The organism is Streptomyces sp. NPDC047981 (genome assembly GCF_040653315.1).
In the GTDB taxonomy this organism is placed as follows: domain Bacteria; phylum Actinomycetota; class Actinomycetes; order Streptomycetales; family Streptomycetaceae; genus Streptomyces.
The window spans coordinates 40,951-67,116 of sequence record NZ_JBEZNQ010000041.1 but is presented as its reverse complement, the minus strand read 5'-3'; the positions used below and the strand labels follow the sequence as shown (position 1 = coordinate 67,116).

The 26,166-nt window shown below is 71.4% G+C and carries 27 protein-coding genes; 9 read left to right on the top strand and 18 right to left on the bottom strand.

Features of this window, described 5'->3' with window-relative positions; all coding sequences use genetic code 11:
* Nucleotides 1-41 precede the first annotated feature (41 nt).
* The gene (locus AB0E14_RS23940) at nucleotides 42-767 is read left to right on the top strand and encodes a 3'-5' exonuclease (RefSeq protein WP_362421584.1); all 726 of its coding nucleotides are present in this window, start codon (nucleotides 42-44) and stop codon (nucleotides 765-767) included.
* A gap of 25 nt (nucleotides 768-792) precedes the next feature.
* Here the strand turns inward: AB0E14_RS23940 and AB0E14_RS23935 are convergent, their stop codons facing one another.
* Nucleotides 793-1,632, bottom strand: coding sequence for an alpha/beta fold hydrolase (locus tag AB0E14_RS23935; RefSeq protein WP_362421582.1), 840 nt, complete (start codon nucleotides 1,630-1,632; stop codon nucleotides 793-795).
* 61 nt (nucleotides 1,633-1,693) lie between these two features.
* Nucleotides 1,694-2,569, bottom strand: coding sequence for an aminoglycoside phosphotransferase family protein (locus tag AB0E14_RS23930; protein ID WP_362421579.1), 876 nt, complete (start codon nucleotides 2,567-2,569; stop codon nucleotides 1,694-1,696).
* 149 nt (nucleotides 2,570-2,718) lie between these two features.
* On the opposite strand from AB0E14_RS23930, the gene AB0E14_RS23925 reads away from it, so the two are divergent.
* The 7 genes from AB0E14_RS23925 (at nucleotide 2,719) to helR (ending at nucleotide 11,490) form a co-directional block, all read left to right on the top strand.
* The gene (locus AB0E14_RS23925) at nucleotides 2,719-3,648 is read left to right on the top strand and encodes a sugar ABC transporter permease (protein ID WP_362421576.1); all 930 of its coding nucleotides are present in this window, start codon (nucleotides 2,719-2,721) and stop codon (nucleotides 3,646-3,648) included.
* The gene (locus tag AB0E14_RS23920) at nucleotides 3,645-4,490 is read left to right on the top strand and encodes a carbohydrate ABC transporter permease (protein WP_362421573.1); all 846 of its coding nucleotides are present in this window, start codon (nucleotides 3,645-3,647) and stop codon (nucleotides 4,488-4,490) included. The genes AB0E14_RS23925 and AB0E14_RS23920 overlap by 4 nt, the downstream gene beginning before the upstream one ends.
* Nucleotides 4,490-5,785, top strand: coding sequence for an extracellular solute-binding protein (locus AB0E14_RS23915; RefSeq protein WP_362421570.1), 1,296 nt, complete (start codon nucleotides 4,490-4,492; stop codon nucleotides 5,783-5,785). The genes AB0E14_RS23920 and AB0E14_RS23915 overlap by 1 nt, the downstream gene beginning before the upstream one ends.
* A 77-nt stretch (nucleotides 5,786-5,862) precedes the next feature.
* Entirely contained in the window at nucleotides 5,863-7,059 is a 1,197-nt protein-coding gene (gene mgt / locus AB0E14_RS23910) for a macrolide-inactivating glycosyltransferase (protein WP_362421568.1), read from the top strand.
* A 223-nt stretch (nucleotides 7,060-7,282) separates the two neighbouring features.
* Complete coding sequence (locus AB0E14_RS23905; RefSeq protein WP_362421565.1) at nucleotides 7,283-8,488, top strand: S8 family serine peptidase; 1,206 nt, start codon at nucleotides 7,283-7,285, stop codon at nucleotides 8,486-8,488.
* Nucleotides 8,489-8,624: 136 nt separating this feature from the next.
* Entirely contained in the window at nucleotides 8,625-9,179 is a 555-nt protein-coding gene (locus AB0E14_RS23900) for a DUF1697 domain-containing protein (protein WP_362421563.1), read from the top strand.
* A gap of 160 nt (nucleotides 9,180-9,339) precedes the next feature.
* Complete coding sequence (gene helR, locus AB0E14_RS23895; protein ID WP_362421607.1) at nucleotides 9,340-11,490, top strand: RNA polymerase recycling motor ATPase HelR; 2,151 nt, start codon at nucleotides 9,340-9,342, stop codon at nucleotides 11,488-11,490.
* Nucleotides 11,491-11,622: 132 nt separating this feature from the next.
* Here helR and AB0E14_RS23890 read toward each other — a convergent pair whose 3' ends face one another.
* The 3 genes from AB0E14_RS23890 to AB0E14_RS23880 all read right to left on the bottom strand — a co-directional run bounded on the left by AB0E14_RS23890 (nucleotide 11,623) and on the right by AB0E14_RS23880 (nucleotide 13,965).
* Nucleotides 11,623-12,243: a hypothetical protein gene (locus AB0E14_RS23890; RefSeq protein WP_362421560.1), complete on the bottom strand. Its 621-nt coding sequence runs from the start codon at nucleotides 12,241-12,243 to the stop codon at nucleotides 11,623-11,625.
* A 254-nt stretch (nucleotides 12,244-12,497) separates the two neighbouring features.
* Nucleotides 12,498-13,355 carry an aldo/keto reductase gene (locus AB0E14_RS23885; RefSeq protein ID WP_362421557.1) on the bottom strand — a complete coding sequence of 286 codons (858 nt, stop codon included), beginning with the start codon at nucleotides 13,353-13,355 and terminating at the stop codon, nucleotides 12,498-12,500.
* A gap of 52 nt (nucleotides 13,356-13,407) precedes the next feature.
* Nucleotides 13,408-13,965: a hypothetical protein gene (locus AB0E14_RS23880; protein ID WP_362421554.1), complete on the bottom strand. Its 558-nt coding sequence runs from the start codon at nucleotides 13,963-13,965 to the stop codon at nucleotides 13,408-13,410.
* 91 nt (nucleotides 13,966-14,056) lie between these two features.
* Between AB0E14_RS23880 and AB0E14_RS23875 the strand changes: the two genes are divergently transcribed.
* Nucleotides 14,057-15,196 (top strand): hypothetical protein, encoded by a 1,140-nt coding sequence (locus tag AB0E14_RS23875; protein ID WP_362421551.1) that lies wholly within the window; start codon nucleotides 14,057-14,059, stop codon nucleotides 15,194-15,196.
* A 36-nt stretch (nucleotides 15,197-15,232) separates the two neighbouring features.
* Here AB0E14_RS23875 and AB0E14_RS23870 read toward each other — a convergent pair whose 3' ends face one another.
* The 13 genes from AB0E14_RS23870 to AB0E14_RS23810 all read right to left on the bottom strand — a co-directional run bounded on the left by AB0E14_RS23870 (nucleotide 15,233) and on the right by AB0E14_RS23810 (nucleotide 26,121).
* Complete coding sequence (locus AB0E14_RS23870; RefSeq protein WP_362421548.1) at nucleotides 15,233-15,703, bottom strand: flavodoxin family protein; 471 nt, start codon at nucleotides 15,701-15,703, stop codon at nucleotides 15,233-15,235.
* A gap of 111 nt (nucleotides 15,704-15,814) precedes the next feature.
* A complete protein-coding gene (locus tag AB0E14_RS23865) occupies nucleotides 15,815-16,591 on the bottom strand; it encodes a CbiX/SirB N-terminal domain-containing protein (protein ID WP_362421545.1) in 777 nt (258 codons plus the stop codon).
* Between the two features lie 8 nt (nucleotides 16,592-16,599).
* On the bottom strand, nucleotides 16,600-17,496 hold the full coding sequence (locus tag AB0E14_RS23860; RefSeq protein WP_362421542.1) for an ABC transporter permease subunit: 897 nt from the start codon (nucleotides 17,494-17,496) through the stop codon (nucleotides 16,600-16,602).
* Nucleotides 17,483-18,277 carry an ABC transporter ATP-binding protein gene (locus AB0E14_RS23855; RefSeq protein WP_362421539.1) on the bottom strand — a complete coding sequence of 265 codons (795 nt, stop codon included), beginning with the start codon at nucleotides 18,275-18,277 and terminating at the stop codon, nucleotides 17,483-17,485. The genes AB0E14_RS23860 and AB0E14_RS23855 overlap by 14 nt, the downstream gene beginning before the upstream one ends.
* A 43-nt stretch (nucleotides 18,278-18,320) precedes the next feature.
* The gene (locus AB0E14_RS23850) at nucleotides 18,321-19,427 is read right to left on the bottom strand and encodes an aliphatic sulfonate ABC transporter substrate-binding protein (RefSeq protein ID WP_362421535.1); all 1,107 of its coding nucleotides are present in this window, start codon (nucleotides 19,425-19,427) and stop codon (nucleotides 18,321-18,323) included.
* A gap of 203 nt (nucleotides 19,428-19,630) precedes the next feature.
* Nucleotides 19,631-20,992 carry a GTP-binding protein gene (locus tag AB0E14_RS23845; RefSeq protein ID WP_362421532.1) on the bottom strand — a complete coding sequence of 454 codons (1,362 nt, stop codon included), beginning with the start codon at nucleotides 20,990-20,992 and terminating at the stop codon, nucleotides 19,631-19,633.
* Nucleotides 20,992-21,930 (bottom strand): sulfate adenylyltransferase subunit CysD, encoded by a 939-nt coding sequence (cysD, locus tag AB0E14_RS23840; protein ID WP_362421529.1) that lies wholly within the window; start codon nucleotides 21,928-21,930, stop codon nucleotides 20,992-20,994. The genes AB0E14_RS23845 and cysD overlap by 1 nt, the downstream gene beginning before the upstream one ends.
* Nucleotides 21,927-22,523, bottom strand: coding sequence for an adenylyl-sulfate kinase (gene cysC / locus AB0E14_RS23835; protein WP_362421526.1), 597 nt, complete (start codon nucleotides 22,521-22,523; stop codon nucleotides 21,927-21,929). Before cysC ends, cysD begins: the two co-directional genes overlap by 4 nt.
* Complete coding sequence (locus AB0E14_RS23830; RefSeq protein ID WP_362421524.1) at nucleotides 22,520-23,239, bottom strand: phosphoadenylyl-sulfate reductase; 720 nt, start codon at nucleotides 23,237-23,239, stop codon at nucleotides 22,520-22,522. Before AB0E14_RS23830 ends, cysC begins: the two co-directional genes overlap by 4 nt.
* Nucleotides 23,236-23,415, bottom strand: a complete 180-nt coding sequence (locus tag AB0E14_RS23825; RefSeq protein ID WP_362421522.1) for a hypothetical protein — start codon at nucleotides 23,413-23,415, stop codon at nucleotides 23,236-23,238. The genes AB0E14_RS23830 and AB0E14_RS23825 overlap by 4 nt, the downstream gene beginning before the upstream one ends.
* A complete protein-coding gene (locus tag AB0E14_RS23820) occupies nucleotides 23,412-25,109 on the bottom strand; it encodes a nitrite/sulfite reductase (protein ID WP_362421519.1) in 1,698 nt (565 codons plus the stop codon). The genes AB0E14_RS23825 and AB0E14_RS23820 overlap by 4 nt, the downstream gene beginning before the upstream one ends.
* A gap of 126 nt (nucleotides 25,110-25,235) precedes the next feature.
* The gene (locus tag AB0E14_RS23815) at nucleotides 25,236-25,319 is read right to left on the bottom strand and encodes a putative leader peptide (RefSeq protein ID WP_352077884.1); all 84 of its coding nucleotides are present in this window, start codon (nucleotides 25,317-25,319) and stop codon (nucleotides 25,236-25,238) included.
* A 232-nt stretch (nucleotides 25,320-25,551) separates the two neighbouring features.
* Nucleotides 25,552-26,121 (bottom strand): GNAT family N-acetyltransferase, encoded by a 570-nt coding sequence (locus AB0E14_RS23810; protein WP_362421516.1) that lies wholly within the window; start codon nucleotides 26,119-26,121, stop codon nucleotides 25,552-25,554.
* Between the last annotated feature and the right edge of the window lie 45 nt (nucleotides 26,122-26,166).

The window sequence follows — 26,166 nt, the reverse complement described above, 5'->3', positions numbered from 1 at the left end:
GGGTGTTCAGCACCACGGGGGAGATCACGTAAGGAGGCCCGATGGCTTGGCACGGGGAACCGCTGGTCGGATTCGACCTGGAGACGACCGGCACGGAACCGCTGGAGGCGCGGATCGTGACCGCCGCGATCGTCGGCGTCTCGGGGGACGGACGGGTCACGCGACACCGGGACTGGCTCGCCGACCCGGGCATCCGCATCCCGGAGCAGGCGTCCGCGATCCACGGCATCAGCAGCGAGCGGGCCGCCGCCGAGGGGCGGCCGGTGGCCGAGGTGGCCGACGAGATCGCCGAGACCCTGACGGGGTACTGGGACCAGGGCGTCCCGATCGTGGCGTACAACGCCTCGTTCGACCTCACGCTCCTCTCCGCCGAGCTGCGCCGCCACGGGCTGCCGTCGTTGAGCGAGCGGCGCGGCGGCGCCCCGATAGGCCCGGTCGTCGACCCGTACACCATCGACCGGGCCGTCGACCGGTACCGCAGGGGCAAGCGGACCCTGGAGGCGGTCTGCGCCGAGTACGGAGTCGTCCTCGAAGCGGCCCACCAGGCGTCCGCCGACGCGGAGGCCGCCGTGCGGGTGGCCGTCGCGATAGCCGAGCGGCACGCGTCGGTCGCCGCACTGACCCCGGCCGAGCTGCACGGCCGTCAGATCGACTGGTACCGCACGTGGGCCGAGGACTTCCAGGCCTTCCTCCGCCGCAAGGGCAGCCCGGACGCCGTCGTCGACCCGTCGTGGCCGCTGCGGGAGCTCGCCCCGGTGGCCCGCTGACGGACCGTCCGCGCACGGGGGCCGGTCAGCCGATCGGGTTCTCCGCCAGGAAGTCCAGAAGCAGCGTGTTGATCCGCTCGGGCTGGTCCAGCTGGAGCCAGTGGCCCGCGTGCTCCACGCGCTCGTAGCGCCAGGTGCCGTCCACGTGCTTGCCGGTGCCGGTCATGGACCGCTCGGTCATGAAGCGGTCGCCGGTCGACCAGATGCCGAGGACCGGGCCCGGCAGGGGCGGCAGGGGCAGGGCCGGGCCGAACTGCACCTCGGTGGGGACTCCCGCCCGGTAGATGTTCAGCGCCGCCGTCAGAGCGCCCGGCGCCCGCAAAGGCTCGATGATCGCCTCCGCGTCGGGGTGCTCGGTCAGCATCTCCCTGAGGTTGGCGAAGTCGTCCCGGGCGAGCCAATCCTCGGCGAGCCCCGGGAACTGGAACAGGATCATGTACCAGGACCGCTGCTTCTGCTCGAAGCCCGCGTCCATGACGGCCGACAGGTGTCCCACCGACAGGATGCTCAGGGACGCCACCCGCTCGGGCGCGAACTGGGCGAGGCCCTGGACGACGCCCGAGCCCCAGTCGTGCCCGACGACATGGACCGGGCCGTCGATCTCCAGACGGCCCAGGAGCTCCAGCAGGTCGCCGACGTGCTTGGCCGGGTGGTACGCCTCGAAGCCGCCGCCCTCCTCCGGGCGGCCGGAGGAGCCGAAGCCCCGCAGGGTCGGAGCGACGCACTTGTACCCGGCGGCGGTCAGGGCCGGCACCTGGTGGCGCCAGAGATGGTGGCTGTCGGGGAAGCCGTGCACCAGCAGCACGGCCGGTCCCTCGCCGCTCACCTCGACGTCGAGGGTCACCTCGGACAGTTCCACGCGCATCACAGCACCCCGTTCATGAGTGGGACTTCGCAGGACTCGTACGACCGACCCCGTCAGCGTGTCAGAAGGGGTACCACCGCACGGTGGCATCACCCTCCCGCAGCGAGGCGACGCGGCGCTCGAATTCGGCCAGCGCCTTGGGGTTCGTCGGCGCGTGCTGGGCCACCCAGGCGCAGCTCGCGGTCTCCCGGGCCCCGCGCAGCACCGCGCAGCCGTCCCACGCGCGGACGTCCCAGCCGTACGCCTCGGTGAAGGCGTCGTAGGCGGCGGGATCGAGTCCGTACCGGTCGCGGGAGAGGGCGAGGACCACCAGATCGTGTTCGCGCAGATCGGAGGAGAAGGTCTCCAGATCGACCAGGACCGGCCCCTCGGGGCCGACATGGACGTTCCGGGGGAGGGCGTCGCCGTGGAGGGGGCCCGGGGGCAGATGCGGGGTGAGCGCCGCCGCGGCCGGGGCGAAGGCGTCCCGTCGCTCACGCAGGAAGGCGGCGTCGGCCGGGTCGATGGCGTCTCCGGCGAGCCGCAGCCACCGCTCCACGCCGCCCAGGAGCTCGCGGGGTGGCAGCGTGAAGTCTGTCGGCTCGGGCAGGGCGTGGATCCGCCGCAGCAGCGGTGCGAGATCGCGCGGCTCGGCGGGGCGCACGGCCTCGGGCAGCCGGTGCCAGAGCGTGACCGGGTGGCCGTCGACCAGACGGGGCTTCGGCTCCGCCGCCCGTACCGCCGGGATGTCCGTCTCGGCCAGCCAGGCGGCGAGCGCGAGTTCCCGCTCGGCGCGGGGGAGCAGCTCCGGGTCCCGGCCGATCTTCACCACGAGCTCGCCCACGGCGAAGACCGCGTTCTCGCCGAGCGCGAGCAGCCGCGGCTCGGGCTCACGCTCGTCCCGGGCCGTCGACAGCCCCGCGGCCGTCAGGATCTCCCGTGCCCGCGCCTCGTCCATCCGTCTCTCCCAGCTGCCCCGATGCATGTGCGAATCAGCCAAAGTCTCGCATCCACGCAGCTTGCCTTGACGAACCGACGGACCGTCAGGACCATGACGGAGGCCGGGGTGCATGGGAAAACAGGTGCATAAGGGGTCGATCTGTGGGAGTGGCGACCGCAACGAAGCAGGCCGAAGGGGCGACGGCCGCAGGCCGGAGACCCGGCCCGGTCCGGGACCACGGCGCCTGGTTCCTGGTGCTGCCCGCGCTCATCCCCATCCTGGTCCTGAGCGTCGGCCCCCTCCTCTACGGCATCGCGCTCGCCTTCACCGACTCCCAGTCCGGCCGCACCCAGCCCACCCAGTGGGTCGGCACCCTCAACTTCCAGGACCTGCTGCACGACACCCTCTTCTGGGACTCCTTCCGGATCGGCCTGCTCTGGGCCGTCGGCGTCACCGTGCCCCAGTTCCTGCTGGCCCTCGGCCTCGCGTTGCTGCTCAACGAGAAGCTCCGCTTCCGCTGGCTGGCCCGGGCGCTCGCGATCATCCCGTGGGCCATGCCCGAGGTCGTCGTCGGCATCATGTGGCGCCTGGTCTACAACCCGGACGCGGGCATCCTCAACGAGACCCTCCGCGACCTGGGCCTCGGCGACGGGCGGGACTGGCTCACCGGGCTCGCGACCGCGCTGCCCGCCGTGATCGTCGTCGGCATCTGGGCGGGCATGCCGCAGACCACGGTCGCCCTCCTCGCGGGGCTCCAGAACACCCCGCACGAACTCCACGAGGCGGCCGCCCTCGACGGCGCGGGCGCCTGGCGCCGCTTCCGTACCGTCACCTGGCCCGCGCTCAGGCCGGTGGCCCTCGCCATCACGGCACTGAACTTCATCTGGAACTTCAACTCCTTCGCCCTGGTCTACGTCCTGACCAACGGCGGACCCGGCGGCCGCACCCGGCTGCCCATGCTCTTCGCCTACGAAGAAGCCTTCCGCTACGGGCAGTTCGGCTACGCCGCCGCCATGGGCTGTGTCATGGTCGCCGTCATCTCCGTACTCCTCGCCCTCTATCTCGTCGGACGGCTGAAGGGGGACCAGGACCGGTGAGCAGCACCCTGCGGGCGAGCCGACCCGCGCGCGTCGGCCAGTACCTCGCGCTCCTCGCGTATCTGGTCTTCCTCGCCTTCCCGTTCCTCTGGCTGATCTCCACCGCCTTCAAGCCGGCGACCGAACTCGGCTCGCTCCACCCGACCTGGATCCCGAAGGACCCGACCCTCGCCAACTTCCGGCAGGCCTTCGACGAGCAGCCGCTGCTCCAGGCCGCGGCGAACAGCCTGCTCGCCGCGTTCGCCGCGGCCCTGATCGCCGTCGTCATCGCCACGCCCATGGCCTATGTGATGGCCCGCCACCGCGGCCGGCTCTCCACCGCCGCCACCGGCTGGGTCGTGATCAGCCAGGCGTTCCCGTTCGTGCTCGTGATCATCCCGCTCTTCCTCGTCCTCAAGTACCTGCACCTGATCAACAGCCTCTTCGGCCTGGTCATGGTGTACGTCGTCTGGTCGCTGCCCTTCGCGCTGTGGATGCTCGTGGGGTACGTCCGGGCCGTCCCGGCCGAGCTGGAGGAGGCCGCGGCCGTCGACGGAGCGGGGAAGCTCCGTACGCTCGTCTCGGTCACCGCCCCGCTGCTCGCGCCGGGCATCGTCGCCACGGCGCTCTTCGCCTTCATCACCGCGTGGAACGAGTTCTTCTTCGCGCTCGTCCTGCTCAAGACCCCGGAGAAGCAGACCTTGCCGGTCGTCCTGACCCACTTCCTCGGCGCGGAGGGCGTCGCCGACCTCGGACCGCTGGCCGCGGCCGCGTTCCTGGCCACGATCCCCTCGCTCGTCATCTTCGCGATCATCCAGAAACGCATCACGGGCGGCATGCTGGCCGGGGCGGTGAAGTCCTGATGCGGGTACGCAGGTTCGCCGCCGTCGGCGCGGCGCTCGCGCTGCTCCTCACCGGCTGCTCGGCAGGGGACGAACCCGACGGCGGCCCGGTACGGCTCCGCTTCCAGTCCCTGGCCTGGCAGAAGGAGTCCGTCGACGCCAACAAGGAGCTGGTCGCGGAGTGGAACGCGGCCCATCCGGACATCCAGGTCGACTACGTCCAGGGCAGCTGGGACTCCGTCCACGACCAGCTCCTCACCTCCTTCGAGGGCGGTGAGGCGCCCGACATCATCCACGACGCCTCCGACGACCTGGCCGACTTCGCCTACGGCGGCTACCTCGCCGATCTGACCGGCCTCCTGCCCGAGCGGCTGAAGGCCGACATCCCGGCGCGCAGCTGGGAGACCACGACATTCGGAGGCGGGATCTACGGTGTGCCGTTCCTTCAGGAACCGCGCGTGATCATGGCGAACAAGCAGATCCTGGAGTCCTCAGGGGTTCGCCTCCCGACCCCCGAGAAGCCCTGGAGCTGGCCGGAGTTCCGGCAGATCACCGAGGACCTGACGGCCAGGATGGGCGAGGGGAGGTACGCGGTCGCCTGGCCGCTCAAGGAGCCGGTCTCGGTCAGTCTCAACCTCGGGCTCTCGGCCGGCGGACAGCTCTTCCACCGGGGCCCCGACGGCAAGGTGACGATCCGCTTCACCGAGCAGGACGGCGTGGTCCCCGGCACCATCCACGACCAGGTCAACACCGACCTCAGCGCCTCCCGTTCCACGCTCGGCACCGGCGGCTCCGACGCCCTGCCCGGGTTCTTCGGCGGCAAGTACGCGATGGTCCCGCTCGGGTTCTCGTACCGCCAGCAGATCACCCAGCAGGCGCCGAAGGGCTTCGAGTGGATCGTGCTGCCCGCGCCCGCCGGGGCGGACGGGCTCGCCCAGGGCGTCAGCCCCCAGACGCTCTCCATCGCCGAGGACAGCCGCCACAAGACGGAGGCGGCGGCCTTCCTCGACTTCTTCCTCCAGCCGGCCAACATGGTCCGGCTCGCGCGCGGCGACTGGATGCTGCCCACCGGGACCGCGGCGCTCGCGGACCCGTCCCTGCGCACGGCGAAGGACGGCTGGGCCACCGGCGCCGCCGTCGCCGCGCACCTGCGGCCCGCGCCCGCGCAGTCCGTCCGCGGATACCCCGAGTGGAAGGACAAGGTGGCCACCCCGGCCTACCAGGAGTACTACAGCGGGGCGATCGACGCGGCGGAGCTGCGTGCACGCCTGGAGGAGGACGGCAACCTCGTCCTCGCCCGCTACCAGCGCGGATGACCCGTAACCGACCTCCCCGCCGGGCCACCACACGTAACCGACTGGACGAGACGTCTCGTCTCGCTTAATGTGGGCGCATGACCACCACGCCACGCCCCGCTCATATCGCCATGTTCTCCATCGCCGCCCACGGGCACGTGAACCCGAGCCTCGAAGTGATCCGCGAGCTCGTCGACCGGGGCCACCGTGTCAGCTACGCCATCCCCGCCTCCTTCGCCGAGAAGGTCGCCGCGACCGGAGCCACGCCCGTCGTCTACACCTCCACGCTCCCCACCGACGACGACCCGGACGCCTGGGGCACCGAACTGATCGACCACATCGAGCCGTTCCTCGCCGACGGGATCCAGGCGCTGCCCCAGCTGGCCGAGGCCTTCGACGCCGACCGGCCCGACCTCGTCCTGCACGACATCACCGCCTACCCGGCGCCCGTGCTCGCCCGGCGCTGGGGCGTCCCCACCGTGGGGCTCTGGCCGAATTTCGTCCCCTGGGAGGGGTACGAGCAGGAGATCGCCGAGCCGATGTTCGCCGAACTGAAGGCCTCCGAGCGGGGCAAGGCGTACTACGACCGCTTCGAGAACTGGCTCACCGAACACGGCGTGGACACCCACCCCGACCGCCTCGTCGCCCGCCCCCGCCGCGCCCTCGCGCTCATCCCGAGCGCCCTCCAGCCGAACGCCGACCGGGTCGACGACTCCGTCTTCACCTTCGTCGGCGCGTGCCAGGGCGAGCGCGCGGATCAGGGGGAGTGGCACCGTCCCGAGGGGGTCGAGAAGGTGCTGCTCGTCTCGATGGGTTCGGCCTTCACCAAGCTGCCGGACTTCTACCGCACCTGCGTGGCCGCCTTCGGGGACCTGCCCGACTGGCGCGTCGTGCTCCAGATCGGCGCCTTCGTCGACCCAGCCGAACTCGGCGAGATTCCGGCCAACGTCGAAGTGCACTCCTGGGTCCCGCAGTTGGCCATCCTGAAGCAGGCGGACGCCTTCATCACCCATGCCGGCGCGGGTGGCAGCCAGGAGGGGCTCGCCACCGGGACCCCGATGGTCGCGGTCCCGCTCGCCACAGACCAGTTCGGCAACGCCGACATGCTCCAGTCCCTCGGGGTGGCCCGGCGCCTGGAGATGGCGGAGGTCACGGCCGAGTTGCTGCGGGCGTCCGTGTTCGCGCTCGTGGACGACCCCGAGGTGGCCGTCCGCGCCAAGGAGGTCCAGGAGCGGATGGCGCGCGAGGGTGGAACGCGCCGGGCGGCCGACCTCATCGAGGCCGAACTCCCCTGATTTCGCACGTAGATGGCCCCCGGGGGTACCCGGGGGCCTTTTGTTGTGCCGGAGTTGGGAGGGATGCGTGGCTTTATTGTTACGAAAGCTTGTTGCTTAAGTCACAGCTGCCTGAAGGCCTTGATTTGCACTCGTCAATGGGCAAGGGTTTTCGAGCAGTCACCGAAGGGTTTCCTTTCGGAGGCTCAACCCCCCACAAATCCTGGCGAGGAGACCCCTCTTCATGGCAATACACAAGCGTGCCCGCAAGACCAAGCTCATCGTCGCCGTCTCCACCGCGATCGCTGCCGCGGCCGGAGCCACCATCCTCACGAGCCCGTTCGCCGGCGCGGCCCCCACGCCCGCCCTCGGAACGGTGCACGGACTCGGCGTCGAAGGTGCCGTCGCGGGGAGCTACATCGTCCTGCTGGACGAGAAGGCCGACAAGGGCGAGCTCGCGGAGGAGTACGGCGGCACCCTGCGCCGCAGCTACGACTCCGCCGTCAACGGCTTCTCGGTGAACGGTCTTTCGGAGACCGAGGCCAAGCGCCTCGCCGCCGACCCGGCCGTCGCCAAGGTCGTCCAGAACAAGAAGTTCACCATCAACGCGACCCAGGAGAACCCGCCGTCCTGGGGTCTCGACCGGGTCGACCAGACCGAGACCGCGGGCGACAAGAAGTACACCTACCCGGACAACGGCGGCGAGGGCGTCACCGCGTACGTCATCGACACCGGAGTCCGCACCACGCACAAGGACTTCGAGGGCCGCGCCACCTCCGGCTTCGACGCCGTCGACAACGACGACGACGCCTCCGACGGCAACGGCCACGGCACCCACGTCGCCGGCACCATCGCGGGCGCGGCGCACGGTGTCGCCAAGAAGGCGAAGATCGTCGCCGTGCGTGTCCTCGACGACCAGGGCTCCGGCACCACCGAGCAGGTCGTCGCGGGCATCGACTGGGTCACCAAGAACCACCAGGGCCCGTCCGTCGCCAACATGAGCCTCGGCGGAGGTGCCGACCCGGCCCTCGACGAGGCCGTCCAGAAGGCCATCGCCTCGGGCGTCACCTTCGGTGTCGCCGCCGGCAACGAGTCCTCCGACGCCGGCGAGGGCTCCCCCTCCCGCGTCCAGGAGGCGATCACCGTCGCCTCCTCGACCGAGGACGACCAGCAGTCCAGCTTCTCCAACTTCGGCTCCGTGGTGGACCTCTACGCCCCGGGCTCGGAGATCACCTCGGCGTGGAACGACAGCGACGAGGGCACCAAGACCATCTCCGGCACCTCCATGGCCACCCCGCACGTGGTCGGCGCCGCCGCCGTCTACCTCGCGGCGCACCAGGACGCCACGCCGGACCAGGTGGCCGAGGCCCTGGTCTCCGGGGCCACCCCGGACAAGATCAGCAACCCGACCGGGGGCACCGCCAACAAGCTGCTCAAGATCGTCGAGTAGCCCAGCCCCGCTGAACCGGCGGCCGCCGTGCCCTCCCCCACGGGGCACGGCGGCCGCCTCAGTGCGTCCGATCCACGGCACCGGACCCCGCTTCCTGTTCCGGCCCGATCGACGCGACACCCCCTAGGGTGTGCCCATGACGACGACGTACGCCGCGCTGCTGCGCGGGATCAACGTGGGCGGACATCGCAAGGTCCCGATGGCGGACCTCCGTTCCGTACTGGAGGAGCTCGGGCTCCGTGACGTCCGGACGTATCTGCAGAGCGGCAACGCCGTCTTCACCAGCGACGCGGACGAGCCGGCCGACGCCCAGCTGACCTCCGCGATCGAGGACGCGATCGAGGCGCGCTTCGGCTTCCGCGTCGACTGCCTCGTCAGGTCCGCCGGGTATCTCGCGGCGGTCGCCGACGCCTGCCCCTTCCCGGCCGCCGAGCTGGAGGCCAAGCAGCTCCACGTCACGTACTTCTCCGAACCGGTCGGGCCCGAACGCTTCGCCCCGGTCGACCAGCAGGCCTTCCTGCCCGAGGAGTTCAAACTCGGGGACCGCGTGCTCTACCTCTACGCGCCCGACGGCCTGGGCCGGTCCAAGCTCGCCGAGGCACTCGCCCGGCCCGCCCTCGTCAAGGGCGTCGTGGCGACGACACGCAACTGGAACACCGTGGTGAAACTGGTGGAGATGACCCGGGGCTGAGCCGCTGCGGGTTCACATCAGGTGGGTGAGGAGATGGGTCAGGAGGTGTACCCACTCCTTTCCACTCCTAAGGTATAGCGCATGGGGGGCCTTGCGGCAAGGCCCCGGTGGTGCCGCACAATCTCAGGCCTTGGCCCGAATCCGTGGCACCACCGAGGAGATGAATCCCCTGACCACCAGCGCGTTCGCCCTTTCCGACCGACTGTCCTCCAAGGCCGCCCCGGCCCTGATCGCCGGCGACGAGCAGCACTTCGCGGCCGTCGCGGACTGCCTCGACCGGACGATCGCCGAGCTGTCCGAGCAGCTCGACTCCGCGCGGAAGGCGCCCGGCGGCGCCGGCCGTGAGGCCCTGGAGCGCGACACGGAGATCCACCGCCTCACCGCCCGCCTGCGCACCCTGCGCCGGTTCGGCCTGGACCTGTGCCTCGGGCACGTCGTCCTCGCCGACAGCCCCGAGCCCGTCTACATCGGCCGCCTCGGGCTCACCGACAGCACCGGCCGCCGGCTGCTCCTCGACTGGCGCTCCCCGGCCGCCGAGCCGTTCTTCGCGGCGACCCACGCCCACCCCATGGGTCTGTCCAGCCGCCGCAGGTACCGCTGGACCCGCGGCCGGATCACCGACTACTGGGACGAGGTGTTCACCGCCGACGGCCGTGAGGGACACGCGGCGCTCGACGACCACTCCGCCTTCGTCGCCAGCCTGGGCGCGGAGCGTTCGTCCCGGATGCGCGACGTGCTCGCCACCATCCAGTCCGACCAGGACGCCGTCATCCGGGCCGGCTCCCGGGGCGCCCTCGTCGTCGACGGCGGCCCCGGCACCGGCAAGACCGTCGTGGCCCTGCACCGCTCCGCGTACCTGCTGTACGCCGACCCGCGCCTCGGCCACCGACGCGGCGGTGTGCTCTTCGTCGGCCCGCACCAGCCCTACCTGAACTACGTCGAGGACGTCCTGCCCAGCCTCGGCGAGGAGGGCGTACGGACCTGCACCCTGCGCGACCTGCTCCCCGAGGGAGCCGGCGCCGCGCCCGAGACCGACCCGGAGGTGGCCCGCCTGAAGTCCTCCGCCGACATGGTGCGGGCGATCGACAAGGCCGTCCGCTTCTACGAGGAGCCGCCCACCCGGGGCATGACCGTCACCACCCCGTGGTCCGACGTCCGGCTGACCGCCGACGACTGGGCCGAGGCGTTCCGGGCGCCCGGGCCGAGCACGCCGCACAACGAGGCCCGCGAGGAGATCTGGGAGGAGCTGGTCACGATCCTGCTGGACAAGCACAGCGGCGACGTCCCGTCCGAGCAGCAGTTCCGCCAGTCGCTGCGCCACGACGAGGAGCTGGTCGAGACCCTCGACCGCGCGTGGCCGATGATCGACGCCGCCGACCTCGTCGGCGACCTCTGGTCCGTCCCCGCCTACCTGCGGATGTGCGCGCCCTGGCTCGGCCCCGACGAGGTGCGGACGCTCCAGCGCAAGCACGCCCCGCAGGCCTGGACGGTCTCCGACCTGCCCCTCCTGGACTCGGCCCGGCAGCGGCTCGGCGACCCGAAGGCGTCCCTGCGCAAGCGCCGGCACGAGGCGTCCGTGGCCGCCGAACGCGAGCGCATGGCCGGGGTCATCGAGAACGTCGTCGCCGCCGACGCCGACGGCGAGGGCGCCGTGACGATGCTGCGCGGGCGGGACCTCCAGGACAGCCTGATCGACGAGGACGCGCTGCCCGGCACGGAACAGCGCCCGCTCGACGGCCCGTTCGCGCACATCGTCGTCGACGAGGCGCAGGAGCTGACCGACGCCGAGTGGCAGATGCTGCTGCTCCGCTGCCCGTCCCGGTCCTTCACCGTCGTCGGCGACCGGGCCCAGGCCAGGGACGGCTTCACCGAGTCGTGGGAGGAACGGCTCAAGCGGATCGGGCTCGACCGGATCGAGGTGGCCTCGCTCTCCCTCAACTACCGCACGCCGGAAGAGGTCATGGCGGAGGCCGCGCCGGCCATCCGGGCCGCGATCCCGGACGCCAACGTGCCGACCTCCATCCGCTCCAACGGCATCCCCGTCCTCCACGGCCCGCTCGCCGACCGGGACGCCGTCCTCGACGACTGGCTGGCCGACCACGCCGACGGCGTCGCGTGCGTCATCGGCGACCCGACCTTCGAGGAGACCGCGCGCGTACGGTCGTTGACGCCGAGTCTTGCGAAGGGCCTGGAGTTCGACCTGGTCGTGGTCGTCGACCCGGAGGCCTTCGGCGAGGGCGTCGAGGGCGCTGTCGACCGCTATGTCGCGATGACCCGGGCGACCCAGCGGCTGGTGGTGCTGAAAAGCTAGGACTTGTCCGTTCTTCGTCGCGCTCTCGTCAGCGGTGCCTGGCGCCAGAACCAGGGCGTGTATTGCTGGGTCGCGTAGGGGCTCATGTTCAACGTGCCGGCTCCCACGCTTCGCGTAGCTGCGGCAGCGGGGTCAGGCCTGCGTCTGCCGGGCGGGAAGGGTGTGCGACAAGAGGAACTCGGTCGCCCCGGCGATGGCCTCGGCGGAGGAGGCGTGGACGGCCTCGGACTCCTTCTCCTGCTGGTCCGCGGCGGTGGCGGTGAACCACCAGGCGTCGGCATCCGGGTCATGGTGGATGACGGCGGCGCCGCCCGCGTACTGAAGCGGGACGGACTCGCCGGCAGCCTTCTTGGCCACTGCGTGCGGCCACTTGAGGCGGGCCGACTGGCGCTTGATGCCGCCCCAGGCCGCGCCCAGCTGCGCGTAGTTGGCTCCGCTGCGGCCGGCGACGACGGCGGCGCTCTCGGCCAGTCGGTCGACGGACAGTTTTGCTTCGTACAGCGACCTCAGCATGGCCAGCTGCACATCGGGAGCGGCCATGAGCGCGGTGTCGAAGGGCTTGTCGGCGGCGCGATAGGCGAGAGCACGGGTCGAGATCCCCTCGGCCAGCACCCGGACCGCCTCCAGCACCTTGTCGTCCATGGCGAACGAGTCGCCCTCGGTGGGCTCACACCAGGCGGGCTCCACCAGAGTCAGCACGGTGGTCCAGAAGTTCTCGTCGTTCCTGTCGGGGGTCGGGATCACATCGTTCATGCGACAAGATTACCTGTCGCCCGTCTTGAGTGACAAGAAAAACTGTCGATGATGGTTGCGGGACGCCCACCTCCGGGATCGTGGGCCGGATGCCCCGGCGTCGCAGGTACGGACCGACCCGCGGGACGCGGATCCTTTCCAGCACCGGCAGGAACGGCCGCAACCGTTCCCGCTCGGCATCACTCAGATCTCCCCGTCCCATGCCCGCAACAACGACCCGGGCACGGAGCGGCCACATGATCGCCCGGACAGATCTAGGCGGCGTCGGCCAGGGCGTCCAGTAGGGAGACGTCGGAGGCGTCCAGGCGTACCTCCGCCGCCTCCAGGTTCTCCTCCAGGTGCGCGAGGGAGCCGGTGCCGGGGGTCGGCAGCAGGACGGGGGAGTGGTGGAGCAGCCAGGCCAGGGCGACCTGGCCCCGGCTCGCCCCGTGCCGCCCGGCCACGCCGTCGAGAGTGTCCGCCGCCCCGTCGGTCAGGGCGCCGTTGGCCAGCGGGAACCAGGGCAGGAACGCCAACTCGTGCGCGGCGCACAGGTCCAGGACGTCCGCCGACTCCCGGTCGAGCAGGTTGAAACGGTTCTGCACGGACACGATGGAGGAGGTGAGGCCCAGCGCCTCGGTGAGCTGGACGGCGGTGACCGAGTCCAGACCGACGTGCCGGATCTTCCCCTCGGCGCGCAGCTCGTCCAGCGCGCCGAGCTGCTCGGCCATCGGGACCCGCGGGTCGAGCCGGTGGAGCTGGTACACGTCGATCCGGTCGGTACGCAGCCGGCGCAGGCTCGCCTCGCACATCGCGCGCAGCCGCTCCGGCCGCCCGTCGATGTGCCAGGCGCTGTCACCGGTCCGTACGACCCCGCCCTTGGTGGCGATCACCAGGCCGTCCCGGTACGGGTGGAGGGCCTCGGCGACGAGTTCCTCGGCGAGGTCCGGGCCGTAGTTGTCGGCCGTGTCGATCAGGGTGACCCCGCGCTCCACGGCCCGCCGGAGCACGGCCACGGCGTCCGCCCGCTCGCCGCGAGGGCCCCAGTAGCCCGGGCCGGTCAGCTGGGCGGTGCCGTAACCGAGCCGCCGTACGGGAAGGTCGCCGCCGAGTGCGAAGGTGTCCGGGATCACGGTCGGACGCTACCCCAGCGGCACGGGACGGGCGGAGGCGGTGTCGCGGCGGTCAGCGGACGGAGTACGTGACGACGGCGCGCGCCGGGCTGGGGAAGCGGTCGCGGGTGACCGGCGAGCGCTCGACCTCGACCCCGACGGAGCCGTCACCGTCGCCGTAGAACCAGACCGGGCCGTACAGCGGGGAGCCGCACAGTCCCGTGGGCAGCTCGGCCTCGCCGTCACCGAGCGCGTACTTCGGGTCCTTCCGTTCGTCGATGAGCGGTTCGCCCGGGGTGAGCATGCCCGCGCGCACGAGGTACTCGGGGATCCGGTCGCTCAGGAAGGAGACCTGGGCGCGGCCCTTCCGGACGGCGTAGTGGACCTCGGAGGCATCGTCGGGGAGCGGCGTGCCCCCGGGCGCGATCACCTCGGGCAGCGCGGCTTCGGTGCCCTCGCAGGCGCGGGCGTCGCCGAACGGGCGGAACAGCTCGTCCTGGAACACCCAGACACCACCGCCGGCGAGGACCGCGAGCACGAGCGCGCCGATCGCCAGGCGCAGGGGTCTCCGCGTCCGCCGGGGCCGTGCCGTCGAGTCCGTCTCCTCGTCCGCTTCTTGATACGCCGTCATGATCAAGAGCCTAGGCGAGGGGAGGGCGTGACATGTACGTGATCGACACGCCGTAGCCTCCTTGTGATCGGACGAGTGACGGGGGCGGGACATGACATACCGGCGAGCGGCGATACCGGCACTGGCGGGAGGTCTCCTGCTCACGGCGCTGCTGTGGTGGGCGGGGGCCAGTACGCAGGCGCTGCACCTCCAGGGCACCACGAGCGCGATCGGCGGCCGGGCCGCCGCCGAACTGACGCACTGGCTCGCCCCCTGGGCGTACGACCCGCCCGACGCGTACCGCCTCGGCGCCGAGGTGTCCGGCGGGATCGGGGACACCGCCTCCGTCGACAACAGCCGCTACCTCTCGCTCTACACCACCGCCATGCAGATCCGGTTCGCGGCGGTCTTCGCCTTCTTCCTGCCCGGGGCGCTGCTGCTGCTCCGCAGGCTGCCGCCGACACGGGGGCGGACAACGGCCGCGCTGCTCGGCGTGTGGGCCTGGGGGGTGGTGGCCGGCACGCTGGCGGTGGCGGTCTCCGCGCCGTGGTCGATCGCCGCGAACGGGCGCGGGAGCTACCGCTTCCTGCCGCACCTGGCGAGCGTGATCGGCTCGGGCCGGCAGGTCCTCGTCCTCGCCGCGCTGGTGGCGGCGGCCGTGACCGTCCTCGTCGCGCGGGTCGCCGGCAAGGGCGCGGATCCCGCGCCTCGCCGGCCCGTCGCGGCGCGCGCCGCCCGCCTCGCGGCCAGTGTCGGGACGGCCGTCGTGGCCCTGTCCCTGATCGTCCTCTCCTACCAGTCGGTCGCCGCGCAGATCCAGATGATCTCGCCGGACGGCGGGCCGCTCGCCGAACCGGGCGACCTGCTGCGCCAGTGGCTGCTGCTCGGCGGCTGGGTGGGCCCGTCCGGCGGATCGACCGGCGACTGGCTCCTGTACCGGGCGGGTGACGTACTGCTGCTCGTGCTGGTGTGGTGGTCCCTGCGCGCCCTCCCCGGCCTGCTCACCCGCGCCACGTTCCCGGCCATGGCGATCGGCGCCGTCTGCGCGACGGTCATCGGCCTGTTCGCGAGCCAGCTCCTCGGGATGGTGACGAACGGGACGGGCCTGCGCTGGGACCTCCTCCAGCTCTCCGGCACCCTCGGCAACGGCGTTCCCGCCGCCCTGACGGTCGGTTCGGTCGCCGGGCTCGCGGCGGCCGTCGCGCTACGGGCGGCGGGGCACCGCGGAACGGAGAGCGGCGCCGAGGCGTGAGGCGGTCCCGGGACGCGGCGGGTGGGCGCGGCCTCTTCAGGCCCTGGCCGCCCGCCCGTCCCGCAGCCGCTCGGCGAACGCCCGCGCGGCGGCCAGGTCTCCGCCGTCCGGCCGCCGCTTGTTGATGCCCCCGACGAGCTTGAAGAGAGCCCAGGTGTCGAGCGCTCGGCACGAGAAGCTCCCGTCCACCGTGAAGCCCCTGCCTTCGAGGAGCCGGACCAGCGGGCGGGCAACCAGAGCCGGAGGCGGGTGGGGCAGCCCGTTGGTCGCGAACACGAACGCCCGGCCCCGCCCGGCGGGAAGCGCCTTCACGAAGTCGGTCAGGTGCGCATGGAGCCTGCCGTAGAAGACCCCCGAGCCGAAGCCCACCAGGTCGGCCGCGGCCAGCTCCGCCGGGTCGGCCTCCTCGGGAGACACGACCTTCGCGCCCAGGACCTCGGCCATGGTGTCGGCGACGCGACGCGTATTGCCGTGCGAAACGGAGACGCACACGATGACGGTCTTCATCCTCACGATCCTTCCCTCGCTCCTGTCATGAAGACACCGGAGGGACGCCGGGTGTGACACCCGCGCGCGTGTGAGGACGGTCACCACAGCGGCCGCGGTGCGGCCGGGCCGTCAGGCGACGGCCACCCGCTGCGCCGTGCGGCACGCGTCGTGGCGCTGGAGCAGCAGACGGGCCAGCTCCTCCGAGGGGCCGAGGACGTCCGCCAGGACGTCGGCCTCGACCGCGCCCGCCGCGATGCGGTCCGGGAGGCGGCCGGGCGCGATGACATACGGGGCCACCGCCACCCGGCGCAGGCCGTCGGCGCGCATCGCCCGGACCGCGTCCTCGGTCCTCGGGAGAGATGCGGAGGCGAACGCAGGCCGCACGGAGCACCAACCGGTGCGCCGCAGCTCCCGCGCCGTTTCTGCGATCGCTGCGATCGCCTCCGGGTCTGTGGAGCCCGCCGAGGCCAGGACGACCCCGGTCGAGCGCTTCATCTCGTCGACCGCCCGCCGCCACGCGGCGCTCCCCGCGGCGAGTCCCGGCGTCAGGCCCGCCTCGTACAGGCGGCGTTCCAGCGCCGCGATCAGCAGCGGGGACGGGCCGAGGACCTCCGCCTGGCGGATCCGCAGGCTCGGCGGGGCCTGCCTGAGGACCGCCGGGATGTCCGCCTTCGCGTGGAACGCGCGGGTCAGGAGCAGCGGCAGGGCCACCACGTCCCGTACGCCCTCGGCCGCGAGACGGTCGAGGGTGCCGGGCACGGACGGCAGGTTGAAGTCCAGGAACGCCGTCTCCACCCGCAGTCCGGGACGGAGCGACCGCACCCGTCGCACCAGGGCGTGCACGGTCGCGGCGTGCCGCGGATCGCGGCTGCCGTGGGCGACGACGAGAAGGACCTCGGACGACATGGCGCGGATCAGCCCTTCACCAGCAGACCGCGGCCGCGCAGCACCGCGCGCTCCAGCGGGCTGAAGATCAGCAGGTCGATGGCCACGCCCACCAGCAGGATCAGGATGATCGCCAGGAAGATGCCCGGCATGTCGAAGTTGTTCCGTCCGTTCTCGAGCAACTGGCCGAGGCCCAGGCCCAGATCCGGCGAGGACGCGATGATCTCCGCCGCCATCAGGGACCGCCACGAGAACGCCCAGCCCTGCTTCAGACCCGCGAGGTAGCCCGGCAGCGCGGCCGGCATCACGATGTGCCAGGCGCCCTTGAGGCCCGTCGCGCCGAGCGTCCGCCCGGCCCGCAGGAACAGCGGCGGCACCTGGTCGACGCCGGCCACCAGGCCGTTGGCGATCGACGGGACGGCGCCCAGCAGGATCACCGCGTACATCATCGAGTCGTTCAGGCCGATCCACAGCACCGCCGGGGCCACCCAGGCGACCGACGGCAGCGACTGCAGGCCGGCGAGCACCGGACCGATCGCCGCGCGGACGAACCGCACCCGGGCGACCAGCAGGCCCAGCGGCGTACCGATGGCGAGCGCCATCAGGAAGCCCAGCAGCGCGCGCGACACGCTCGTCCAGAGGACTTCGAGGAGCGTGCCCTCCAGCCACATGGTCTGCAGGCTGTCCCAGACCGCCAGCGGCGCGGGCAGCTTCGACTCGTCGGTGACCTCGGCGACGACCAGGAGCTGCCAGACCGCGACGACGAGGACCACGGCGAGGACCGGCGGCAGGACCTTCTTCACCAGGACCTCGCGCACCGGCGTACGGCGCACCTGCACCGCGTCGAGCGCGTCGAGGCCGGCCTCCAGACCGGCCAGGTCGTCGGCCTTGGCGGCCTTCGCGGTGGTCGTCTCAGTGCTGGCCATGACGGCGGATCTCCCCACGCAGTTCTTCGGTGATCTCGATGGACAGTTCCGCCACGGCGGCGTCCTCGATACGGCGCGGCTGCGGAATGTCGATGGTCCACTCGCGGGCGATCCGGCCGGGCCGGGACGACAGCAGCACCACGCGCTCGGCCAGCCGCACGGCCTCACGCACGTTGTGGGTCACGAACAGCACCGAGAGCTTCGTCTCGCGCCAGATCCGGGTCAGCTCGTCGTGCAGCACGTCCCGGGTGATGGCGTCGAGCGCCGCGAAGGGCTCGTCCATCAGCAGCAGGTCGCTGTCCTGGGCGAGCGCACGGGCCAGCGCGACGCGCTGGCGCATGCCGCCGGACAACTCGTGCACCCGCTTGCGGTACGAGTCCGAGAGCCGCACCAGTTCGAGCAGGCGCTCGGCCTCCGCGCGCCGCTCGGACTTCGGCACCCCGCGCAGCCGCAGGGCGAGTTCGATGTTCTTGCCCGCGGTCAGCCACGGGAAGAGGGCGTGCTCCTGGAACATCAGGGCGGGCCGGCCGCCGGGGGTCTCGATGGACCCGGCGGAGGGCCGGTCGAGCCCGGCGACCAGGTTGAGCAGCGTCGACTTTCCACAGCCGGAGGCGCCGAGCAGGGTGACGAACTCGCCCGGGGCGACATCGAGCGAGATGTCGTCGAGGACGAGCTGCCCTCCTGCGGGCCCGCCGAAGGACTTGGAGACGTGGCTGAGCCGGGCGGCGTGCGTCACCGCCGCACGGTCCTCGGCCTTGGCGAGCGTCGCGGTCGTTGCCATGGTCGTCACCTCCTGGGAATCCTGAACTCTGGCTGATGTGCGGTTACTTGGCGCCGAGACCGGCGTCGGAGGCGGCGGACCTGCCCGCGGCCGTCAGGACCTTGTTGAGGGGCCCCAGGTCGTAGATGCCGTTCAGATCCGGCTGCTTGAGGAGCCCGGCCTTCACCGCGTGGTCCGCCTGGGCGCGGAGGGTCGCGGCGAGCGGGTCGTCGGTGAACTGGATGGAGGGCCAGGCGGCGTCGATGACCTCGGCGCCGAGCGGCTTGCCGGTGAGTTCCTTCAGCTTGGCGTTGGCCGAGGCCTTGGCCTTGTCCGGGTTGGCGTTGATCCACGCGTTCGTCCTCGACGAACCGCGCAGGACGGCCTCGACGACGTCGGGGTGCTCGGCCAGGAACCGCTGCGAGACGATGATGTTGGTGATGACGAACTTCTTGTCCGGCCACAGCGACGACTCGTCGAGGAGGACCTTGGCGCCCTCGCTGACGAGCTTCGACGCCGTCGGTTCGGGGACCCAGGCGCCGTCGATGGAGCCGGACTTGTAGGCGTCGGGGGTGACCTTGTTGTCGGTGCGCAGGACGGAGACGTCGCCCTTGCCGGACTGGGCGTCGACCTTCCAGCCCTTTTCGGAGATCCAGTTGAGGAAGGCGACGTCCTGGGTGTTGCCGAGCTGCGGGGTGGCGATCCGCTTGCCCCGCACATCGTCCAGGGTCTTGATCTTCGTCGGGTTCACGACCAGCTTCACACCGCCCGACGCCGAACCGCCCACGATCCGGAGGTTCTTGCCCTTGGACTTGGTGTAGCCGTTGATGGCGGGGGAGGGGCCGATGAAGCCGATGTCGATGGAGTCGGCGTTCAGTGCCTCGATCTCGGACGGGCCGGCGTTGAAGGTGGAGACCTTCAGCTGCGTCCCGCCCAGCTCCTTCTGGAGGATGCCTTCCTGGTCGCCCACGAGCGCCGTGGCGTGGGTCAGGTTCGGGAAGTAGCCGACCCGGACCGTGTCCGCGGAGAGCTTCGCACCGACGGCGGCCGGCCTCTGCTCGTCGCCCTTCGCCTGCGACCCGTACCCGCACGAGGCGAGCGCGCCGATCAGCAGCGGCAGAGCCGCGAGAGCGGTGATCGAGCGGCGCGGGGTGGTGCGGAAGGCAGGCACGGCGGTGGTTCCCCTCAGGGTCTTCGAAGGCTTCTTCGGCTATGTCGGTGGTGGTACGGGTGGAGCGGCATCGCGGCGCGTACGCGCCGCGCCGGAATCAGCACGCACATCGCGCGACACCCCCGCTGCCCGCGCCGAGGGCGCCGGAACCCACGCGGCCGCCCTCCTTGGCGAAGGTGCCGTAGACGTCGGCGTACGTCATGTCAGAAGTCCCAGCCCTCGTCGTCCGCGGCGTCCGCCGCGTCCGAACCGGCCTTCACGGCCTTGGCGTCGGCGAAGGACTTGCCCGCCATGCCGGCCGCGAGCGTGGTGCCGTCCGCCGGGTCGATCAGCAGGAACGAGCCGGTACGGCGCGAGTCGGCGTACGAGTCGAGCGCGAGCGGCTCGGCGGTACGCACCTTCACGCGGCCGATGTCGTTGGCGACGAGCTGCCCCGGCTCGGGGTGCTGGGAGAGGTCGTCCAGGGTGAGCCTGGACGGGATCTCCTTGACGATCGCCTTGACCGTGCGGGTGGTGTGCTTGAGCAGCACCCGCTGGCCCACGCTCAGCGGCTGGTCCGCCACATGGCAGACCGTCGCCTCGACGTCCTGGCTGGTGGCCGGGGCGTCGCCGGACGGAGCGAGGAGGTCGCCGCGCGAGATGTCGATGTCGTCGGCCAGCCGGATCGTGACCGACTGCGGGGCCCAGGCGATGTCCACCGACTCGCCCAGCGCGTCGATCGCGGTGATCGTGGACGTCTTCCCCGACGGCAGCACGGAGACCTGCTCGCCGACGCGGAAGGCGCCGGCCGCGATCTGGCCCGCGTAGCCCCGGTAGTCCGGGTGCTCGGCGGTCTGCGGACGGATGACGTACTGGACCGGGAACCGCGCGTGGCAGGCCGTCAGGTCGTGGCTGACCGGGACGGTCTCCAGGTGCTCCAGGACCGTCGGGCCGCCGTACCAGTCCATGTTGGCCGACGGCTCCACCACGTTGTCGCCGGCCAGCGCCGAGATCGGGATCGCGGTGATCTCCGGGACGCCGAGCTCGGAGGCGTACGTCGTGAACTCCTCGGCGATCGCGGCGAAGACGGGCTCCGCGTAGTCGACGAGGTCCATCTTGTTGACCGCGAGGACCACGTGCGGCACCCGCAGCAGCGCGGCGACGGCCGCGTGCCGGCGGGTCTGCTCGACCACGCCGTTGCGGGCGTCGACCAGGACCACGGCCAGCTCGGCGGTGGAGGCGCCGGTCACCATGTTCCGGGTGTACTGCACGTGCCCGGGGGTGTCGGCCAGGATGAACCGGCGGCGCGGGGTCGCGAAGTAGCGGTAGGCGACGTCGATCGTGATGCCCTGCTCCCGCTCGGCCCGCAGGCCGTCGGTCAGCAGCGCCAGGTCGGGCGCCTCCTGACCGCGTGAGCGCGAGGCGTGCTCGACGGCCTCCAGCTGGTCGGCGAGGACCGACTTGGAGTCGTGCAGGAGCCGGCCGACCAGCGTGGACTTGCCGTCGTCGACGGAGCCGGCGGTGGCGAAACGCAGCAGGGTGGTGGCGGCCAGCTCGGCGGCCGGCTGCTCGGTGGACGTGCTCATTAGAAGTACCCTTCGCGCTTGCGGTCTTCCATCGCGGCCTCGGACAGCTTGTCGTCGGCGCGGGTCGCGCCCCGCTCGGTGAGCCGGGAGGCGGCGATCTCGGCGATGACGGCGTCCAGCGTGGTGGCGTCGGAGTCGACGGCGCCGGTGCAGGACATGTCACCGACGGTGCGGTAGCGGATCAGCCGCTTCTCGACCGTCTCGGACTCCTTCGGGCCGCCCCACTCGCCGGCCGTCAGCCACATGCCGTTGCGGGCGAACACATCGCGCTCGTGGGCGAAGTAGATGTCCGGGAGCTCGATCTTCTCGCGCTGGATGTACTGCCAGACGTCCAGCTCGGTCCAGTTGGAGAGCGGGAAGACCCGGACGTGCTCACCCGGGGCGTGCCGGCCGTTGTAGAGCTGCCACAGCTCGGGGCGCTGGCGGCGCGGGTCCCACTGCGAGAACTCGTCGCGGAGCGAGAACACCCGCTCCTTCGCGCGGGCCTTCTCCTCGTCGCGCCGGCCGCCGCCGAACACCGCGTCGAAACGGTGCTGCTGGATCGCCTCGGTCAGCGGCACCGTCTGCAGCGGGTTGCGCGTCCCGTCGGGACGCTCGCGCAGCTTCCCGGCGTCGATGTACTCCTGCACGGAGGCCACGTGCAGCCGCAGCCCGTGCTGGGCGACGACCCGGTCGCGGTACTCGATGACCTCGGGGAAGTTGTGCCCGGTGTCGACGTGCAGCAGCGTGAACGGCACCGGCGCCGGCGCGAACGCCTTCAGCGCCAGGTGCAGCATGACGATGGAGTCCTTGCCACCGGAGAAGAGGATCACCGGCCGCTCGAACTCACCCGCCACCTCACGGAAGATGTGCACGGCCTCGGACTCCAGCGAGTCCAGGTGCGACAGCGCGAACGGGCTGTCGGTCTCCTCATGAACATGAGCGACGGTGGTGGTCACGCCAGGCCCCTCTCGGTGAGCAGCGCGTACAGCTGCGCCGCGGACTCCTGCACGGTCTGGTTCTGGGACTCGATCCGCAGATCCGGGTTGCGCGGCTCGTCGTACGGGTCGTCGACCCCGGTCAGACCGCTGAGCTCGCCCGCGGCCTGCTTGGCGTAGAGCCCCTTCACATCGCGTACGGAGCACACGTCCACCGGGGTCGCGACGTGCACCTCGACGTACGCCGTGCCCTCGCTCTGGTGGCGCTTGCGGACGGCCTCGCGGCTGTCCTCGTACGGGGCGATGACCGGGACCAGCACCTTCACGCCGTTCGAGGCGAGCAGTTCGGCGACGAAGCCGATCCGCTGCACGTTGGTGTGCCGGTCCTCGCGGCTGAAGCCGAGGCCCGCGGAGAGGAACTCGCGGATCTCGTCGCCGTCGAGCACCTCGACCCGGTGGCCCTCGCCGCGCAGCGTGCCGGCGAGCTCGTACGCGATCGTCGTCTTGCCGGCGCTGGGCAGGCCCGTGAGCCAGATGGTGGCACCGGTCACGTGATTCTCCTGGGGGTCCTGATGGTCCTGGTGGTGTTCCTGCTGTTCCTGAGCGGCCGTCATCCGTGCAGCCCGCATTCGGTCTTGCCGCGTCCGGCCCAGCGTCCGGCCCGGGCGTCCTCGCCCTCCTCGACGCGGCGCGTGCAGGGCGCGCAGCCGACGGAGGCGTAACCGTCCATGAGGAGCGGGTTGGTGAGGACACCGTGCTGGGCGACGTAGGTGTCCACGTCGTCCTGGGTCCAGCGGGCGATGGGGGAGACCTTGACCTTCCGCCGCTTCTCGTCCCAGCCGACCACCGGGGTGTTCGCCCTGGTCGGGGACTCGTCGCGGCGCAGCCCCGTCGCCCAGGCGCGGTACGCGCCGAGGCCGTCCGCGAGCGGTGCGACCTTGCGCAGCGCGCAGCAGAGGTCGGGGTCGCGGTCGTGCAGCTTCGGGCCGTACTCGGCGTCCTGCTCGGCCACCGTCTGACGCGGGGTCAGCGTGATGACCTGGACGTCCATGACGGCGTCGACCGCGTCACGGGTGCCGATGGTCTCCGGGAAGTGGTAGCCGGTGTCGAGGAAGACCACGTCGACCCCGGGCATGGCCCGGGAGGCGAGGTGGGCGACGACCGCGTCCTCCATGGAGGAGGTGACGCAGAACCGCTTGCCGAAGGTCTGGGCCGCCCACTGGAGGATCTCCAGCGCGGAGGCGTCCTCCAGGTCGCGCCCGGCCTGCTCGGCGAGCGCCTTCAGTTCGGCGTCCGTGGTGTCCTCGGTGATGGCCTGAGCCGTCGTCATATCTCTTCCCCTCCAGCTTGGTTGCTCGAAGTGCCCGGGGCGAGGAGCCCCAGGAACTTCAGCTGGAAGGCTCGACTGCACGCCCGGCATTCCCAGGCCCCGTGACCCTGCTCGTGCGGGAACAGGTCCTCGTCGCCGCAGTACGGGCAGTAGAACGGTGCGGCACGCTCGCTCATGAGAGGGCCTCCTCCGACGCGCGCGCCGCCCAGGTGGCGAAGCGCTCGCCGTCCTCGCGCTGCTCCTGGAAGCGCGTGAGGACCCGCTCGACGTAGTCCGGCAGCTCGGCCGAGGTGACCTTCAGGCCACGGACCTTGCGGCCGAACCCGGCCTCCAGGCCGAGGGCGCCGCCCAGGTGGACCTGGTAGCCCTCGACACGGTTGCCCTCGTCGTCCAGGACCAGCTGGCCCTTGAGACCGATGTCCGCGACCTGGATACGGGCGCAGGCGTTGGGGCAGCCGTTGATGTTGATGGTGATCGGCTCGTCGAACTCGGGGATGCGGCGCTCGAGTTCGTCGATGAGGGAGGCGCCGCGCGCCTTGGTCTCGACGATCGCCAGCTTGCAGAACTCGATGCCGGTGCAGGCCATCGTGCCGCGCCGGAACGGAGAGGGGTTCACCTGCAGGTCGAGCGCCTCCAGGGCGGCGACCGCCGCCTCGACCTGGGCCTCCTCGACGTCCAGCAGGATCATCTTCTGGTCGGCGGTGGTCCGCAGCCGGGCCGAGCCGTGCTGCTCGGCCAGGTCGGCGATCTTGGTCAGGGTGGCGCCGTCGACCCGGCCGACGCGGGGCGCGAAGCCCACGTAGAAGCGGCCGTCCTTCTGACGGTGCACGCCCATGTGGTCGCGCCACTGGCCGGCCGGCTGCTCGGGCGCGGGGCCGTCGGTCAGCTTGCGCTCGAGGTACTCGTCCTCCAGGACCTGGCGGAACTTCTCCGCGCCCCAGTCGGCGACGAGGAACTTCAGCCGGGCGCGGGTGCGCAGCCGGCGGTAGCCGTAGTCGCGGAAGATCGAGATGACGCCGGTGTAGACGTCGGGGACCTCGTCCAGGGAGACCCAGGTGCCGAGGCGGACGCCGAGCTTGGGGTTGGTGGAGAGACCGCCGCCGACCCAGACGTCGAAGCCGGGGCCGTGCTCGGGGTGGTTCACGCCGACGAAGGCGATGTCGTTGATCTCGTGCGCCACGTCGAGCAGCGGCGAGCCGGAGACGGCCGACTTGAACTTGCGGGGCAGGTTGGAGAAGTCCTTGTTGCCCACGATCCGCCGGTAGATCTCGTCGATGGCGGGGGTGCCGTCGATGATCTCGTCCTCGGCGATGCCGGCGACCGGCGAGCCGAGGATGACACGCGGGGTGTCACCGCAGGCCTCGGTGGTCGACAGGCCGACCGCCTCCAGCCGGTTCCAGATCTCCGGGACGTCCTCGATCCGGATCCAGTGGTACTGGACGTTCTGGCGGTCGGTGATGTCGGCCGTGCCGCGCGCGAACTCCTGCGAGATCTCGCCGATGACCCGCAGCTGCTCGGTGGTCAGCCGGCCGCCGTCGATGCGGACCCGGAGCATGAAGTACTCCGCGTCCAGCTCCTCCGGCTCCAGGACACCGGTCTTGGTGCCGTCGAGGCCCTCCTTGCGCTGGGTGTAGAGACCCCACCAGCGCATGCGGCCCCGAAGGTCGTTGGGGTCGATCGAGTCGAATCCACGCTTGGAGTAGATCGTCTCAATGCGTGTCCGCACATTGAGACCGTCGTCGTCCTTCTTGAACTGCTCATTGCCGTTCAGCGGGGTGAAGTGCCCCACGGCCCACTGGCCCTCGCCACGGTGACGGCTCACCTTGCGGCGGGGCGTGGCGGGTGCGGGGTTTTCCGGGGTGGCGGCCATGGCGTTTTGTCCTTCGGGACTGCGGGAGGGCGGCTCTGACCTGCACACTCGTACGTGGGTCAGGGGATGGCGCGACGGTGCGCAGCAGGGTCGGTCTGAAAGGTGTTCGCGGCGGTGCTGGTTCGCTCAGCGCGCCGAACACATGGCGCTGGACATGCGGCCGAGGTCGACGTGCCGCCGACTCACCAAGGCAATTCCAGTTCCAGACATGACGGAAGCGTGTCACGGGACTTTGGACCCAGTCCAGCTTCGTCCGCTATGTGGACAAGAGTGTCTCGCTGGGCGAGATGGTGTGTCGTGGGTCACGCAGGGGCGCTCTCGTGTCGGGCCCGGGCCGCCCTCCCGCGGGCCCGGGCCACCGTTCGAACGCGGCCGGCCGTGGTCTGCCGTGGTTGACAGTTGTCTGCCGTGCTCGGCAGTGGTCGGCCGTGCTCAGGCGTCCTCAGGCGTGCGCGCCGGGCCAGGGGCCGGGGGTCTCGGACTCCTCGACCTCCTCGACCTTGGTGTCGAAGAGCCGGAAGCCCCGCCGCAGGTAGTTGTCCATCGCGTGCGGCCCGTCCAGCGAGCAGGTGTGCAGCCAGACCCGGCGGGTCGCCTCCCGCCCCGGCCAGCGCTCGGCCAGGTCCCAGGCGCGCTGGACGCCGTACGAGAGGAGGTGCCCGCCGATCCGGCGGCCCCGGAACGCGGGGATCAGCCCGAAGTAGACGATCTCCACGACACCGTCGTCCTGCGGGTCCAGCTCCACGTACCCGGCCGGCGTCCCCTTGTCGTACGCCACCCAGATCTCGGCGCCCGGCTTCTCGACGATCTCCTGCCACTGCTTGTACGTCAGCGACAGCCGGTCGTTCCAGCGGATGTCGCCACCGACCGCCGTATAGAGGAAGCGGCTGTACTCGGGCGAGGGCACCTCGGCGCGCCGGACCGTCACGTCGTCCCCCTCCGGCGGGGTCGAGGCGCGCAGGTCGGACGGCGACGTCTGTTCGAGGGACCAGGTGGTGAGAGTGATGCTCATGGACTCATCGCATCATGCCCGGTCCGGGATCCCCAAGGGCCCCCT